Origin of the sequence: Rhizobium sp. WSM4643 (genome assembly GCF_025152745.1) — a bacterium.
In the GTDB taxonomy this organism is placed as follows: domain Bacteria; phylum Pseudomonadota; class Alphaproteobacteria; order Rhizobiales; family Rhizobiaceae; genus Rhizobium; species Rhizobium leguminosarum_I.
On the sequence record NZ_CP104042.1, the window covers coordinates 327,006 to 342,919 of the forward strand.

General features: G+C 59.1%; 14 protein-coding genes. 5 read left to right on the forward strand and 9 right to left on the reverse strand.

Annotated elements, in window-relative coordinates; translation table 11 throughout:
* Positions 1 to 95 precede the first annotated feature (95 nt).
* The gene (locus N1937_RS28355) at positions 96 to 521 is read left to right on the forward strand and encodes an ACT domain-containing protein (RefSeq protein ID WP_260059733.1); all 426 of its coding nucleotides are present in this window, start codon (positions 96 to 98) and stop codon (positions 519 to 521) included.
* A gap of 1,247 nt (positions 522 to 1,768) precedes the next feature.
* On the opposite strand, the gene N1937_RS28360 is transcribed toward N1937_RS28355, so the two are convergent.
* From N1937_RS28360 to N1937_RS28375, 4 genes are all read right to left on the reverse strand, one after another.
* The gene (locus tag N1937_RS28360; RefSeq protein ID WP_260059734.1) at positions 1,769 to 5,026 is read right to left on the reverse strand and encodes an error-prone DNA polymerase; all 3,258 of its coding nucleotides are present in this window, start codon (positions 5,024 to 5,026) and stop codon (positions 1,769 to 1,771) included.
* Positions 5,023 to 6,534, reverse strand: coding sequence for a Y-family DNA polymerase (locus N1937_RS28365; RefSeq protein ID WP_260059736.1), 1,512 nt, complete (start codon positions 6,532 to 6,534; stop codon positions 5,023 to 5,025). Before N1937_RS28365 ends, N1937_RS28360 begins: the two co-directional genes overlap by 4 nt.
* Complete coding sequence (locus N1937_RS28370; protein ID WP_260059737.1) at positions 6,455 to 7,207, reverse strand: ImuA family protein; 753 nt, start codon at positions 7,205 to 7,207, stop codon at positions 6,455 to 6,457. The genes N1937_RS28365 and N1937_RS28370 overlap by 80 nt, the downstream gene beginning before the upstream one ends.
* Before the next feature lie 91 nt (positions 7,208 to 7,298).
* The gene (locus N1937_RS28375; protein WP_260059738.1) at positions 7,299 to 7,490 is read right to left on the reverse strand and encodes a hypothetical protein; all 192 of its coding nucleotides are present in this window, start codon (positions 7,488 to 7,490) and stop codon (positions 7,299 to 7,301) included.
* On the opposite strand from N1937_RS28375, the gene ligD reads away from it, so the two are divergent.
* Both ligD and N1937_RS28385 read left to right on the forward strand, forming a co-directional pair.
* Entirely contained in the window at positions 7,489 to 8,553 is a 1,065-nt protein-coding gene (ligD, locus tag N1937_RS28380; RefSeq protein ID WP_260059739.1) for a non-homologous end-joining DNA ligase, read from the forward strand. The genes N1937_RS28375 and ligD overlap by 2 nt on opposite strands.
* Before the next feature lie 62 nt (positions 8,554 to 8,615).
* Positions 8,616 to 9,389 (forward strand): SOS response-associated peptidase family protein, encoded by a 774-nt coding sequence (locus N1937_RS28385; RefSeq protein WP_260059740.1) that lies wholly within the window; start codon positions 8,616 to 8,618, stop codon positions 9,387 to 9,389.
* Positions 9,390 to 9,679: 290 nt separating this feature from the next.
* Here the strand turns inward: N1937_RS28385 and N1937_RS28390 are convergent, their stop codons facing one another.
* The 5 genes from N1937_RS28390 to N1937_RS28410 form a co-directional block, all read right to left on the reverse strand.
* The gene (locus N1937_RS28390) at positions 9,680 to 10,006 is read right to left on the reverse strand and encodes a hypothetical protein (RefSeq protein WP_260059742.1); all 327 of its coding nucleotides are present in this window, start codon (positions 10,004 to 10,006) and stop codon (positions 9,680 to 9,682) included.
* Between the two features lie 334 nt (positions 10,007 to 10,340).
* Positions 10,341 to 11,462 carry a metallophosphoesterase gene (locus tag N1937_RS28395; RefSeq protein WP_260059743.1) on the reverse strand — a complete coding sequence of 374 codons (1,122 nt, stop codon included), beginning with the start codon at positions 11,460 to 11,462 and terminating at the stop codon, positions 10,341 to 10,343.
* A 98-nt stretch (positions 11,463 to 11,560) separates the two neighbouring features.
* Entirely contained in the window at positions 11,561 to 12,430 is an 870-nt protein-coding gene (locus tag N1937_RS28400) for an SDR family NAD(P)-dependent oxidoreductase (RefSeq protein ID WP_260059745.1), read from the reverse strand.
* Between the two features lie 73 nt (positions 12,431 to 12,503).
* Complete coding sequence (locus N1937_RS28405) at positions 12,504 to 12,929, reverse strand: RrF2 family transcriptional regulator (RefSeq protein ID WP_260059747.1); 426 nt, start codon at positions 12,927 to 12,929, stop codon at positions 12,504 to 12,506.
* A 200-nt stretch (positions 12,930 to 13,129) separates the two neighbouring features.
* Positions 13,130 to 14,311, reverse strand: a complete 1,182-nt coding sequence (locus tag N1937_RS28410; RefSeq protein WP_260059748.1) for a Fic family protein — start codon at positions 14,309 to 14,311, stop codon at positions 13,130 to 13,132.
* 713 nt (positions 14,312 to 15,024) lie between these two features.
* Between N1937_RS28410 and N1937_RS28415 the strand changes: the two genes are divergently transcribed.
* Together N1937_RS28415 and N1937_RS28420 are read left to right on the forward strand one after the other, a co-directional pair.
* Positions 15,025 to 15,381 (forward strand): PAS domain-containing protein, encoded by a 357-nt coding sequence (locus tag N1937_RS28415; RefSeq protein WP_260059750.1) that lies wholly within the window; start codon positions 15,025 to 15,027, stop codon positions 15,379 to 15,381.
* Positions 15,382 to 15,413: 32 nt separating this feature from the next.
* Positions 15,414 to 15,902 carry a GGDEF domain-containing protein gene (locus tag N1937_RS28420; protein WP_260060240.1) on the forward strand — a complete coding sequence of 163 codons (489 nt, stop codon included), beginning with the start codon at positions 15,414 to 15,416 and terminating at the stop codon, positions 15,900 to 15,902.
* The last annotated feature ends 12 nt before the right edge of the window (positions 15,903 to 15,914 follow it).

A 15,914-nucleotide genomic window follows, 5' to 3' on the forward strand; every position in this document is an offset into this window, starting at 1 on the left:
GCTCGGATCGAGAGGCTGGATGTTGCTGATTCAATTGGTGCCTTACACAATGAAGAGCTAAGACATCATGATGATAGACAAGGAGGCCGCCAAAAATGACTACTGTTTTGCGAGACAAGTTCGAAATGCTGTCGAACATGACGCCCTCGCTCATAGACGGCGAGTATGTGTTCTGCTCGATACCTTATGATGGGAGCAAAGTTCACGATCTGAATCCGATTGCGACATTCCAAGAAAGGGAAGGCTTGACACTAGTCCTTGAGAAAGGAGAAGCCCACGAAGCGGGGTTCGAAACTTCGCTTGCGATGCGCCAGATCACCCTCAACGTGAATTCTGCGCTTGATGGCGTCGGCCTTACGGCGGGGGTCGCTGCCTGTCTCGCAGACGCGGGCATTCCGTGCAACATGGTGGCAGCATATCACCACGACCACATTTTTGTGCCGGCGGGCTTAGCTGACCGAGCATTGCATCTGCTGGCAACATTGCAAGCCGAGTCTGCAGGGGCGACGCGCAAACGTTGACGAACAGTTAGTCCCCGCACATAACCGGCGAAACATCAATAATTTCGCGGGCAAGGGGCAGCACGAGCAGACCGGGCGTTCCTCGCCGAGGCTCCGTCGCGATTGACGGAGAAGGTCCGAAGACCGACGCTACGTGCGCGATCATTGTTTTCGCTAAAAGCTGTGCGCACTCGCCTGAACCGACAGCACATCGAAGTTGTTGTAGGGAGCACGCCAGTAGATAACATCGGCCTGGTTCGGGCACTCCACGATCTTTGGAATACGGGTGATTTAAAGCTGTGCGTTCAAATGCACGCTACGGATTTTGTCGCACATTGGCCGGCGAGTGCGCATGAACTGACAAGGCGTGGCATCAGGGGCTACGCCATGTCTATGCCTACCACCATCTCACAGCCAGTTGCTGGCGGCGCCCCAGCCGATGTTATACGGCTCATCGCAATCACCATTGCCTTCGCCACATGATGATCCTAGTTTCGCGCCGCGACGCTCCGGCGCCTTAGACCGTATGTTCATGGGGATTCTGGCCGACATCACCGCAATAAGCACGAGAAGGGCTTTGGAGAATGCATGAATTCGGACCGACTGGTGATGCCCAACCGGTCGGCTGGTAGATCCGTCCGGGCGAACGGTCAGACCACTGCGACTTCCGCTGTACCTATCGTATGACGGAAGATTCAGCGCTCCGGCTTGCAAGAATCGAATTGCCGGAGTTTATCGTGGCTCGCAAGGTTCCGGTGGGCGCAAGCGCCTTGCCGGAATCGGACATTGGATATCGGTCATAAAGGTGTCCAATAGCGCGTTGTCAAACTACGGGGCATTCTGCCGACGGCGGCTAGAAAACTTTTGGTTGGCTTTTCGCAAGGACGTATTTGGCCCTCTCCCGTGATTGCAGAGTTCGTGCGATGTCTTATCGTAGCCGAGCCGCCCAATTTCCTCGAGATGACGTTCCTCGCGCCAAAGAAGAGGGGCACCTCGAAGCGACGGAACGATGACCTAGAAAAGCCAGAGGACCGTTAGCGCTGCGCAAGGAACATGTTCTCGTGGGGCTAGGGAACTCATACGCTCAGTGTAATTCTCAACGATGCCAGTCGCAACTCTCCATGCGTTGAAACGAGGTGGCGACATGCCGGCACGTTTGTCAATGCCTTCTCGGGAACGACGCTCGGCCGCCATGAGTTCGTCGTCTCCACTCACCACTATGGGAAAGAGGTGCTGCTTTTTGCGCGTTCAGGCCAAAAACCAGGCCGTCAATGAAAATTCCTGCTCTTCACCTTCAGCGTATCGATATGAAGGTCAGGCACGAACATGTCGCGCGGGGCTACAACAGGCTTCGGCTTGTCCCGCGGATCCGGCCCACCGCCCCTGGCGAACTCATCGCCACGGCCGGCCGGCAGCTTGAACTCCTCATCCCGATCGGCAAGGCCGACAAGGTCGCCTGACAAGTCGAAGAGCTGCTGGGCGACAAGATGCACGACCTCTCCTTCCCGCTGGATCCGGCCATTGATCGCCATCATTGAAGAACCGAGAACGACACGCCGGCGCTTTTCAAACAGCGTCGGCCAGACAACGAGATTGGCAGGCCCGGTCTCGTCCTCGATGGTAATGAACATGACACCCTTGGCCGATCCGGGCTTTTGCCGCACCAGCACAAGTCCGGCAGTATAGACCCACCGCCCGTCCCTCGAATTCATCGCCTCGGCACAGGTGATGATGTTGCGCACTGATAAATCCTTGCGCAGGAAGGCGATCGGATGCTGCCGCAATGTCAGCCCGGTATGGCTGTAGTCCTCGATGACGTTATGCCCGTCCGTCATCTGCCGAAGTGCCACCTCCGGCTCCTGCTGCTCGGCAATCGCAGCCATCTCCCGTTCGGCAGCCGCGGCAAACAGCGGCAGAGGTTCATCGCGCAGCGCCTTGATCGCCCACAGCGCGTCGCGGCGTTCAAGCTTCAGCGACGGCAGAAATGCATCGGCCTTCGCAAGCTGGACGAGCGCTTCCGATGGCACACCGGATCGTCGCCACATGTCGTCAACCGAGGCAAAAGCATTGTTCATGCGTGCCGCGACGATGCGCGCCGCGTCAGCGACCGCCAGTCCTTTCACCTGCCGGAAACCGAGCCGTACAGCGTGGCGGCCAGAATTGCCGATCCGCTCCAGCGTGCAATCCCATCGGGACCGATTGATGCAGACCGGCCGCACCTCGACGCCGTGCGCTCTCGCATCGCCGACGATCTGCGCCGGCGCGTAAAAACCCATCGGCTGCGAATTGATGAGCGCCGCACAGAAGGCTTCCGGATAATGGCATTTGATGTAGCTCGACGCATAGGCGATCAACGCGAACGACGCCGCATGGCTCTCCGGAAAACCATAGGAGCCAAAGCCTTCGAGCTGGGAGAAGGTCTTTTCGGCGAATTCGGGCGTGTAGCCGTTCCTCACCATGCCGGACACGAGCTTGTCCTTGAACCGCGAGACGCCGCCGGTAAACTTGAAGGTCGCCATCGATTTGCGCAGCTGGTCGGCCTCGCCGCCGGTAAAGCCGGCGCAGACCATCGCCACCCTCATCGCCGACTCCTGAAACAGCGGCACGCCCAACGTCTTGCCGAGCACCGCCTCAAGCTCGGGCGTCGGATATTCGACGGCCTCTTTGCCTTCGCGCCGGCGCAGATAGGGATGCACCATGTCCCCCTGGATCGGGCCGGGCCGGACAATGGCGACTTGTACCACGAGGTCGTAGAAGGTCCAGGGTTTCAGCCGCGGCAGCATCGCCATCTGCGCGCGGCTTTCGATCTGGAAGGTGCCGAGCGTATCGGCCTTGCGGATCATCGCATAGGTCGCAGGATCCTCCTGCTCGATGTCAGAGAGGTCGAGATCCCGATCCTTGTGCTCGCGGATCAAGTCGAAGGCCTTGGCCATGCAGGTCAGCATTCCAAGGGCCAGGATGTCCACCTTCATGAATTTCAGGGCTTCGACGTCGTCCTTGTCCCATTCGATGATCTGACGGTCCTTCATCGTCGCCGGTTCGATCGGCACGAGATCGTCGAGCCGATCATGGGTGAGGACGAACCCGCCGGGATGCTGGCCGAGATGCCGTGGCGCGCCCATCAATTGCTGCGCGAGCTTCAAAGTCAGCACAAGACGCCGGTCGTCTGGATTGAGATTGAGCTCGCGGACATTGCGGTCGCAAACCTCCTCCGACCAGGCCCACATGCCGGAGGACAGAGCCTTGATCACGTCTTCGGGGAGGCCGAGCGCCTTTCCGACATCGCGGATCGCGCCGCGCGCCCGATAGCGGGTGACGGTGGCGCAGAGCGCTGCCTTTTCTCTGGTGTAGGTGCGATAGATCCACTGGATCACCTCTTCGCGCCGCTCGTGCTCGAAATCAACGTCGATATCCGGCGGCTCGTCGCGCTCCTGGGACACGAAGCGTTCGAAGAGAAGATCGTTGGTCGAGGGATCGATACTGGTGATGCCGAGAATGTAGCAGACGGCGCTGTTGGCTGCGGAGCCCCTGCCCTGGCAAAGAATGCCCTCAGACCGCGCATAGCGCACGATCGAGAAGACCGTCAGAAAATAGGGCGCGTATTTCATGGTGCGGATCAGATCGAGCTCGTGCCGCACGACCTTCAACACATCGGGCGGCAGACCTTCGGGATAGCGATCGGGCACGCATTGCCAGACATAATGCTCCAGCGATGCCTGGGCATCCTTGCCCGGTACGATTGCCTCCTCCGGATATTGGTAGGTAAGCTCCTCGAGCGAGAAAGTGCAGCGACGGACGATCTCCATGGTTCGCGCGAGGGCTTGCCGGTATCGCGGAAACAACCGCTCCATTTCTTCTGGCGGCTTCAGATAGCGATCAGCGTGGCGCTCGCGCTCGAAACCGACATCGTCGATGGTGGTGCGGGTACGAATGCAGGTGACGATGTCCTGCAACTGCCGGCGGCCTGGCTCGTGGAAAAGGACGTCATTGGTGACGACCGTCCGCACCTTGAACCGTGTGGCGAGATTTGAGATTTCATGCAGCCGCAGCTGGTCGTTCTGCCGGCGCCGCAGACAAAGCGACACATAGGCCCGATCGCCGAACAGCTCGGCCATCTTGCGCAGCTGGATCGCGCAGACGTCATCCGGCAGGTCCGGCACCAGGATGCCGATCATGCCGTCGTTGTATGCGATGACGTCGTCCCAGTGGAGGATGCAGTTGTTCTTGCCGCCCCGCGATTTGCCGAGCGTGATGAGGCGGGTCAGCCGGGAATAGGCAGCCCGGTCGGTCGCGTAGACCAGCAACGACATGCCGTCTTGCAGATCGAGCCGGCAACCGACAACCAGGCGCAGACCGGTGGCGCGGGATGCTTCAAGTGCCCGGACAATCCCTGCCAGCGAATTGCGGTCGACGATGCCGAGGGCTTCGATACCAAGAGCCTTGGCGGTCTCGAACAGTTCCTGCGCCGAGCTTGCACCGCGCAGGAAGGAAAAATGGGTCGTGACCTGCAGCTCGGCATAGCTCATGCGAAGATCCCATGGCAGAACCAGCGGTGGCTTCCGGTTTCAGGATCGATGCCATCACCGGAGCGAAACACCCAGAGACGCTCGCCGGCCTCGTCTTCAATGACGAAATAGTCTCGCACCGCCTCCATCTCGGCGTCACGCTGCCACCACTCGCCAAAAATCCGTTCCGGACCATCGGCGCGCTTGACCTTCCGCCGCTTGCCGCGCCAGGTGATCGAGACCGGCGGCCGGTCCGGCAGCAAGGCAATGGCCTCGATCAGTTCGGGACGTGCCAGCAGCCGGACCGGCCGGCGCCAATGGCTGACCCAGGTGACCGCGATCGGATCGGCAGCAGGACTGATGCGTTGGACGGAGCGCTCTGGCACGTCGGAGGCAACCGGTGCCACCCGATAAACACGCTGGCCACGGTTGCCGTAAATATCGATCAATGGCGTGACGTCGGTGACATCCTCCTCGACCAGCGAGGAGGATTTCTGGCGCTCCTCCAGCGGCTCGACTATGACCGCAACCAGGGTGAGCTTCTCGATCCCGAACCCGGGCTCGATCTTTTCCGTCCGGTCGCGAAACAGCTTGGTCAACCAGGCGACATCGCGCACCGGCTTCACCGTGCCGGCGCGGATTGCCTGCCTGACACCGTCGACCTTCTCGACGATCAGGTCGGCGCGCCGAACACCAAGGCCGCGCCTTTGCAGCTCCTCGATCAGTTGCACCACCAGCCGGCCGACATATTTGTTGATGGTTTCGGCAGCACCGATCGGCTCGGCGAAGGCGCGGCTCACCTCGACGAGCTCAGGGGTACGGATTGGATCGATCTGTTCGCAGACGCGGCCGAACATCTGGTCGAGCCGCCGGCCGATCTCCGGGCCGAAACGAAGCGTCAGCGGCGCGCGCGGCGTATTGGCCAATTCGCCGATGGTCTGGAAGCCGAGCGTGCGCAGATCGCTGACGACTTTCCCGGGAAGGCGCAGCAAGGATATCGGCAGCTTTTCGACGGCGCGGACGGTCTCACCTGAAGGCACGATGATCGTCTCGCGGCTGATGGCACGGGCGCAGGCGTGAGCTGCCCCCCAAGTGTCGGCGATTGCGACCCGGGGAGTGAGTTTCTTCGCCAGGAACTGATTGGCGATCTTGGTCACCATGGCGAGCTCGCCGCCCTGCAGGTGATCGGCACCCTCGGTGTCCATGACGATGCCGTCGATGCCATCGACCGCGACGATCGGCGAATAGAGTGTCAGCGCCCAAAGGGTAATGCGTTGAAGTGCTGCGGCATCCTTTGCAGGATCCGCCTCGACCAGCATCGGACCGCGGAACAGCGCCTGTGCTTTCGCCGCCGGCATGCCGACATGAACGCCGGCTTTTCGGGCGGCGGCGTCCGCAGCCGACACCCAGCGCTTCGAGCCGCTCCTGGCGATCACGGCGATCGCCTGTTCAGGCGGAATGGAGGGATCGGCGCGACGAATGCGATCCGTCGGCAGATCCGGAAGATAGATCGAGACGACCCTTGTCATCGCACGCCCTCACGAGAAACTCAGCACATTCACCCGCTTTCACGCGCATCAATTCCAGCAACCATTGGGCCCTGCCGATACCCGGCACCGGCAATTCCTCCGACGGCATGACGCTCACCCGCCATCGCGTGGTCGACGCCGTCGGCTGCCCGAAATCATTCGCCTCCGTCTGCCGTCGCCAGCGTCGGACGGCAAGCGCCATCGTGCCTGTCCGCTCAGCCGCCAGCTGCAGCCGGCGCGAGCCGACCATCGGCAGGCGAACGAGTTCACCGACGACGGCGCCGAGCCCGCCAAAGGACAGCCCCTCCTCCATGTTCGCCAGGACGTCCTCCTCCTTGTCGGATTCCACGAAGATCACCCGGTCGGGATGAAGACCGACCTGGGCGAGCGCAGGAAAGAACAGATCGGGGCGCGTCAGGCACCAGACGATCGGGCCTCTCGTCCGCGCTGCGATGCCTGCGGCACAGAGCGCTGCTGCTGCACCATCCACCGTGCCCGACCCGCCGCCTGCAAATTCGTGCAGGGCGCCATAGGCCAGACCACCTCCCGGGAGCACTGCATCGATTTCCGGCACCCCAAAGGACAGACAGCCAGCCTTTCTGGCTGATACGCCTTCAAGCGATGCAATGCGCTCGCGCAAATCGGAAATCACCCTTTGACGGGCAGCAGTCATCGTTCACGGCTCCCTTCAAGGTCGTGTTGGCGGCCGACATCATGTCAGACAAATGCAGATGTTCTCTTTCTGTTCCGACCCATTTCAAGAGTCAAGCAACCAGAGGGATGGGAATATTATCCTGAACATTAGAAATCAGCAGAATACCCATGGGAATCAGCTGAATAGCGGGCGGCGTATTTTTTTCCGAGTGTTTGCGAGCGCTAATCCCTTTGTGTGAATTGCGGGGACAAGTCGGTATCGTCACAGTGTCTTTAAGATTTTTCTGCTGAACTGTCGGCATGCCGAAGCCTCCGAGATCAAAACCCCTCCTTCGTGACACCGAGGCCCCGATCCGTTCCCGGCCGCGAGGCAAGCGAAATCCAGCTCAACCGCAGCTGCTGTTCGATCCCATGCCTGAGCGTGTCGAGCCTGCGCTGGCGGAATTGAAGTCCCATCCCCCAAAGGGAAGCGAATGGAGCTGGGAGCTGAAATGGGATGGCTATCGCCTCGCAGTTCACATCGAGCCGCAGGGGATCCGGATCCTCACCCGCGGCGGCCATGACTGGACGCATCGTTTTCCGGCAATCGCAGAGGCCACCCGAGCGCTCGGGCCGGCGACGATGATCATCGATGGCGAGGCCGTCGTGCTCGACGAAGAGGGTCGGCCGGAATTCGGGCTGCTGCAGCAATCGCTGGGCGCATCCGGCAAGCAAGCGGGCAACCGTGCTTCCGACGCCGTCCTTTACGCTTTCGATCTTATCTATCTGGACGGCCACGATCTGCGCGGTGTCGAATACCGTTCGCGCCGACACCTTCTCGAGGACACGTTAAACGTCGCAAACAAGGATGAAGCCGGCGCCATCCGGCTATCGGAAACACTCGATGCTGAACCAGCTGTCCTGCTGGAGCATGTCTGCCGCCTCGGGCTGGAAGGCATCGTCGGCAAGCACCTCGACCGGCCCTATCGTTCGGGCCGCACCGGGGATTGGGTGAAAGTCAAATGCATCCAGAGCGAGGCCTTCTTCATCGTCGGCTATGAGAGGTCGGCAGCGTCGCCTGCCGGCTTCGGCTCGTTGGTGCTTGCCGCGTATCGTGGTGATGAGCTCGTCCACGTCGGAAGTGTCGGCACGGGATTCAGGCAAGCCGAGATCATAAGGTTGCGGAAGATGCTGGACACGCTGCGATGGAAGCGAAAGCAGCCGCCCCTGCCCTATTCCGGAAGTGCCGATATTGTCTGGGTCGAACCGACCCTGATCGCCGAGATCGAGTTTCGCGCCTGGACGGCGGACGGGAAACTCCGTCATCCGTCGTACAAAGGCTTGCGAGAACACCAGGACAATGCCGACGTCTTCCGGCTCGACTAGCGAAACCGGCGCCATCCGCTAGATTGTCCTCCACTAAGCTCACGCGGAGTAGATGGCCTGCTATGTGTAACCTCTATCGCATGGAAGACAGGGACTGGGTCGCCAAATGGGCCCAGGACGCTGAAAGCCTGATCAATCTGATGCCAGCCTACCAGATGAACCCCGATCAGATGGGGCCGATCGTCCGCAACACCGCCGACGGGAAGAAGCAACTGGTCCATGCGCGCTGGGGACTGCCCTCGCCGCGCTTCGCACTTGAGAAGGCGGCCAAAGCCAAGGCGGAGAAACTTGCGGCCAAGGGCAAGCCGTTCGATCTCGAAGAACTGATCCGCATGGAGGCCGACCGCGGCACGACCAACGTGCGCAAGCTCAGTTTTCCGCACTGGAAGCGGTGGTTCGGCGTCGAAAACAGATGCCTCGTCCCGGTCACCAGTTTCGCCGAGCCGGATCCGGCCAGCCGGCAAGATGGCGGCAACGTGCCCAATGCCTGGTTCGCCCGCGATGAGCAGAAGTCGCTGATGTTTTTTGCCGGTCTCCATGTGCCGCAATGGCTGAGTGTCCGAAAGGTCAGGGACGGGCTGACTACCGACGATCTCTACGGTTTCTTGACCACGGATCCCAACGACCTGGTGAAGCCGATCCATGAGAAGGCGATGCCGGTCCTGTTGCTCACCAGGGAAGAGACCGACACCTGGATGCGGGCGCCCTGGGAGGAGGCCAAGGAACTGGCCCGTCCATTACCCAATGACGCGCTGATCATTTCGTCGCGCGAGCCGTACGGATCGACGATCGTCTCGAAATCCGGAGAGCTGGTGGAACAGGGCAGTCTGCTTTGACCCCTGAGTTCCGGACTTGAATCGGAAACGAAAAAGCCTGCCGCGGGAGGAGGTGCGGCAGGCTCTTCGAAAGAATTGAACAACGGCTGGGAGGAGGAGGGCCGTTGTTCCGTCAGGTTCCCTTTGGGAGGAGGATCGGGTCGCCTGAAACACGAAGCTCTGCGGGAGGAGGTGCATTGCTTCGTTGATCTGAAGATATCAGAGGCTGTCCCGACCGCCAGCGCTCAGATCGCAGTGCAGCCATGCGTTTGTTGCAACGCAATATAACTCCTGTGCTTATTTTTCGGCCATTATGGGCGAGACGCGGCTTTTGCTGGGCTCGGCTCGAAACCGAGAACGAATTCGATCACCTTGGCGGAAGACATTTCGCACGGCTTCAGGATCGACCCAGGTCCCGCCAATCGATAGAGGTTGAAGCTGACGATATCGGTTCCGCCGAGCTCCTCGCCATAGAGCCATGTCCGTTTGCCATCCTGCGACCGCTTGACGGTCACGCCCCATGATCGATTGCCAAAATGTCCGTCGACATAGCCGTCCGGCAATTTCGCAAGCGCGTCTTCGAACGTCGCCTGAATTGTTGGAGGTGTTTTGCCGTTGGCCGTCATGGTGCGAGGCATTCGTCGCAGATCCCGCAGCCATCGTCATCCATGCTTGAGGCCGGACGTAACCTGCGACAGCACGGACACGTCGTTGCATCCGGTGCACACTCTTCATCGCGGTCCGGGGGAAGAATTTCAATCTGGATCAAATGGAGTAGTACGGCAACACGTCAGCAGCCGATACACGCAAAGCGAATGAATGATTGACGGACCGCCGAGGCATAGTATTTCCGCCGTTAGGTTCACAAACCAACATATGTGCGCCGCTTTCGCAACCTCGGAATCCGGTCAGACACGCACCTGCGCCTCCCTCGGCGACAGGCGCAAAACCCAATTACATGCACGCCTGCAATCACTTCGTTCTCGCGCGGAGGGTGATTCTGGTCAGTTCCGATGGCACACCGAGCCTTAACGCGAATCCAGGCCATATGGCCGTTCCGTTGTTTAAATACAATGTCATGGCTCCGATTTGGTATCGACCCGAAACAAATCCTCCATTGGCGCGCGCGATCAAGCGGTCGAGGCCGAGAACCATGCCACCATGTGTATGCCCCGACAGCTGAAGCGCCACACCGGAGGTGGCCGCTTTCTCGGCCATCATTGGTTGGTGATCGAGCAATAGGATGGGAGTGTTCGCAGGAACTCCCTTGATTGCCGCGGCGAGGTCAGGCGGTGGAGCGCTATGCCCGCGGGCTGACACGTCGGTCACGCCCGCCAGTACGATCTCCGCATTGCCTCTCTTGAGGACGACGTGGCTGTTGGACAGCATCCGCATGCCCAACATCTCGAGGTGGCGCATCCATTCTTGGTAATCGAAGAAATATTCATGGTTCCCCGGAATTGCGTAGACACCGTCACGTGCCCTCAAACCCCAAAGCGGTGCGACATCGTCTTTGCGGTGAGCCACGTCACCGTCGATGAAGTCCCCGGTGATGACGATCAGGTCCGCATCGAGCGCATTGGTCCTCGATACGACCTCTTTAGTCCATGCGGCTGGGAACAGACGGCTGACGTGAAGGTCAGTCAACTGAATCAGCCGATAGCCATCAAATTCGGGAGACAATCCAGCGATGGCAATTTCTATGTCGTTTAGCGGTGGCACTCTGATTGCCTGGTTGACACCGTACGCTGACATGCCAAGGGCCAAAGCTCCGATCGCATATCGCAGACCTGCCGGGGCAGAGGGGAAGCCTCCCTTGAACGGGATGATCGCGAGTGAGACCACATCCAGTGCGATCTGAAACACTGCTAGCAACACGATCGCGCCGAAAAGGACACTGAAAGCAATGACCAAAGGGCGCGGAAACTCTGGGTCGAAGACCGAGCCGGAAGAGAGGCGACTAACCAGATGAAATTGCGAGGCTACCAACAAGAGGATCGCCAGGGATGCCTTTGCCGACCAGATCCATGGCAGTGGCTGAATGAATCGTACCACGACGACCAGCCAGGGAATTCCGAAAATGAGGTGGAACATCAGATGCTTTCATCTGGGTGGGCTGTTGCCACAGCTTATAAGGTGCTGTCAGTCTTATGGGCTGACAGGCCCTCGTTCATCGCAATGCTCATGTCCGATCAGCGAGGGCGATACTGCTGCATGAGCTTGCCAAATTTCCGCAGACCCATCGCGTCGGCAATGGACGGCGATATGGCGTTCGCGATCGTAAGCATTTTGAGCGTCCCGCCGCCCATGACGTGGACTTGACGACGTTTGCGGATGGTGGCGAGGATCTCGCGCGCGACCTGGTCGGGTTCGCAGAGGTCGACGCCCAGCTTGCTCCACATGTCGAAGAAAGGCGACTCGGCCTCGGTGTTGGAGGGAACAGGCCCGAAGAAGGAAAGCATTACGTTGGTCCCGGCAAGCTCGCGGTTGGCGCTTTGCACATAGCTCGCCAGCGCGCCGCGGCTCGCGGCATAGGAGCTCATAAACGGCAGCGCCACCCGGCCGTCCATGGCACCGCTGACGTGGACAACCACTGCGTTACCGGCTTGCTTGCGCAGTCCAGGCAGGAAGGCCCGGGTCACGAACATGGGCCCCTTGACGTTGATCGCGAACAGATCGTCGATGTCGGCCAAAGTGTATTCCTCAATGGCTTTGCGCGGCGAGATGCCCGCAAGGTTCACCACCGCATCGACCCGGCCGAGGTGCTCGAAGGCCACTGCCGCCAGCTTCTCCATGCTCGCCGGATCTGTGACGTCTGCTCTTTGGTAGATCGCCGAGCCGTCATTTCGGCCTGTCAGCGCAGCGGCGTCGTGCTCTCGCCGCGCGGCGAGTACCAACCGGAAGCCCTCGGCCGCGAGGAGCCTGGCCAGCGCGTGACCAAGTCCTCCCGTCACACCGATGAGAACGGCGGTGGGCGCGTCCTTGCCGTTCTTTGTCGCGGCGGTCCCGGCCCCGGTAGCGCCACCGGTAATCACAGGAGATTTTTCGTTCAGTTGCGTCATTTCGTGGTCCTTTTTTGATCGTATTGGTTACGATGAAAGTATCTATTATGGGCAAAAAAATCAGGGCAAAGCCCTAACTGGCCTTGGCTCTGATTTTCGATACCACATCCGCCAACGTCGTCTGTCTCAGATGGCCATGGACGGCCTCCTCAGTGCCAACCAGCACGTCCCCCATGACTTCCTTGATGTTAGAACTGATAATACACTCCTTGCTCACGGGATAAGCATGGATGGCAAAAGCGTCTGGAGGGTTTACCGCCACGTAGATGTCTAGGAGCGAAATCTTATTGGGGCTTCGTGCCAGGCCATAACCGCCCGACTTACCAACCGTCGTCTTCGCCAGCTTCGCCTTCGAGAGTTTAACGAGGACTCTTTTAACGAAAACCGGATTCGCATTCACGCTGCGCGCCAGAACTTCGGACGCGAAAACTCCGTCGTGATGTGCGATTGCCGCCATGACGTGGACGGCAATCGAAAATTGAGTGTTTACTGAAGCCATTTTTTAGATACTATATTAGTATCCGTATGGATGCAAGAGCAGTGCGACGGCGCGCGACTTCTGGTCGCCCCATCTGATTTTCGGATGATGGCGTGTTCTGGTGAACGCGCCACCATTGCCCGCTTCAGTCAGCATAATGCGGAAATTGTCTATGTCGCCTTGATGGGACTCGAACCGCAGACCGGTGAATTGGTTGGCTTTCAAACTGCTGCGGGAAGAGGATCGGTGCCTTCACTAAGGATCGCGAGATACCGCCTATAGCTGAAAACGCGACCACGCCTGCGGCCGGTCACCTCCTCAACTATGCCGAACCGCTCCAGATCGGTGAGTGCCGCATTGACGGTAGGGGCCGATAGGCCCGTCTTTTGAACAAGCTGATTTGCCGTCAGGAACGGATTTTGCTGAAAAAGATCATGGATGCGAAGCGCTGAACCGGCTCGGTCGCTTTCAGTTGTGATGCGCTCGCGGTCTTCCTTGAACACCTCGACGATCCGAGTGGCGGCGTCAAATGCCTGGTTTGCGGTGTCGGCGACGCCGGTAAGGAAGAAGTCGAGCCAACCTTCCCAACTGCCGTGTTCGCGGACCTCCTGGAGCAGTCGATAGTATTCCGTTCGATGGGTCTTCAGGTAAAGACTTAGATACAGTAGTGGCTTACGGAGAACCCCATTCATGCAAAGGTAGAGCGTGACTAGCAAGCGGCCGATACGACCGTTGCCATCCAGGAATGGATGGATCGTTTCGAACTGGACGTGCAGAAGGCCGGCCTTGATGAGTGCAGGCAGCCGCGACCGATCTTCATGCATGAAACCTTCGAGCGCATCCAAGCAGGTGTCCATCTCCGTGACAGGCGGCGGCACGAAGAGCGCATTGCCAGGTCGTGTCCCCCCGATCCAATTCTGCGAGCGCCGGAATTCGCCGGGATTCTTGGTACCGCCGCGCCCACTTTGCAGCAATCGCGCGTGCATTTCACGTATCAGGCGTAGGGACATTGGCAGAGATTCCAGTCGTTCCAAACCATACATCATGGCATCGACGTAGTTCGAAACTTCGCGGATATCATCGACAGGTTGTCCCGCCTGCGCTTCCGTCTCAAAACGCAGAAGATCGGAGAGCGTTGACTGTGTTCCTTCGATCTGCGAGGAAAGAACAGCTTCCTTCCTGATATACATGTAAAGAAAGAGCTCCTGACGAGGGAGCAGCATCGTGATACCATCTAGCCGTCCGAGAGCTCGCTCCGCCAAGCTAAGACGCTCCAGAAGTGAAAGCACATCAATGGCAGGCATAGGCGGCAATGGCGGAGGTACGAATGCCCGCACGGTTTCGCCAGCAACTGCTGTTTCGACAAAGCGGCCGAACCGCTGATTTAGCTCGGAATCAGACATGGGCTGATTATGCTTTTCAGCTGCTATTTAAGCAAGTTGGCCTTCACTTAAATAACGAAGCAGGTAAGGTAAGCGCTCTTAAATAAGGGTACGCCCCAGTCGAGCGCCTTGAAAGGATGCGACCCGTAGACTTCATCATCGGTTCGAGTTGGATAACCCAAATTTATGGAACTGGATTCGAGCGTACCGGTGAGATAGTCAAACGGATCAAGGGAGGCACTGAGTGATGGTGTCACCTCGTCACTGACATCGACGAGTTATTGCGAGCGGGTCGGACTTCGGTCCGATGGTAGACAGCAATCTCTCTGCTAATTTCCGTTCCGCTGAGACTGCAAAACTCAGCACGAAAAGGGTGTCTGCCCCTGATCCGGAACACCCTTTTCAAACTCGCTTTCGGAAGTCCCGCAACTGGTCATACGGTAATCAGTCGGAGCATCTTGCGTGCGATAGTGTTGCCGGTTCCTTCGCACTAAAGCGGGCCGTCATCAAAGTCGAAGTCTGTGATTTGCTCGGCTTCTGCGAAGGGCGGCATCGTGAACACGATGCGGGCGATGGCCTTTCAAACGGGGAAACCACGACGCGAGAACGCCGACGCATTTCGATGCGTTGCTTTGAATTGCGTTATCTATGTTTTCATCACTATCGCCCGATATTTCTTATTTGAGCAAGCGCCTCTGGCGTCAGCACGCGAATTTTGTACGTGGGAGATAGCGATGTTCCTGGATGAAGATCACGAAGCAAACGAAGCAGCCGAGCTGACGAAGCAAACGCTCGTCGACACGCAGGAGAGGATGGGCATGATGCTCGACCTCATGCCGATGGGATTTTTCATTGATACGAGGCAGGGGATCATTTTCGGGAACCAGGAAGCCGCGCGCCTTCTGCAAGTGCCACAAGATGAAGTTGTGGGTAAACATTTTCTGGATTTCCTGACGACGCATGCCGGGGAAGCCGCCAAGCAGATTGAAGAGGCCTTTCATGGCCGGATTAGCGTGGAACCAACGGAGTCGGCACCGACCTCAAGGCCATCCAGGACAGACTGCACCTCCTGGCAGTCACCGACGAACTGACAGGCGCGTTCAACCGCCGCCATGCATTCACGATTGGCCATGGATTGTTCAACACGCAGCAAGACGCTTCCAGCAACATCGCGCTTGCGGTCCTCGACGTTGACCACTTCAAACGCGTCAATGACACCTATGGACATTCAGCCGGTGACGCCGCGCTTAAAATGCTGACGCAGTCCGTCCAGGAGATCATTTCGGGCGACGGCTCCGTCGATGTGATCTTCGCCCGTGTCGGCGGGGAGGAGTTCATGGTCCTGTTCCCGGCCCTGGAGCCCGAGGCCGTGTTTGAGAAGTGCGAAGCGATCCGGCGTGAGATCGGGCGGCGGCCCGTTCTATCGGCGGCGGGCACGTTCCATATCACCGTCTCCATCGGCGTGGCCCTGCGGAGGGAAACCGACGTTTCTTTCGACAGCCTTTATTCGAGTGCTGATAGGGCGCTCTACGAGGCGAAGTCGTCCGGTCGAAATCGTGTCTGCCGAGATGAATCAGGCCCGCTCTCCCACCAGGATCTCACGGGGACTTGACGCCGCCCGATC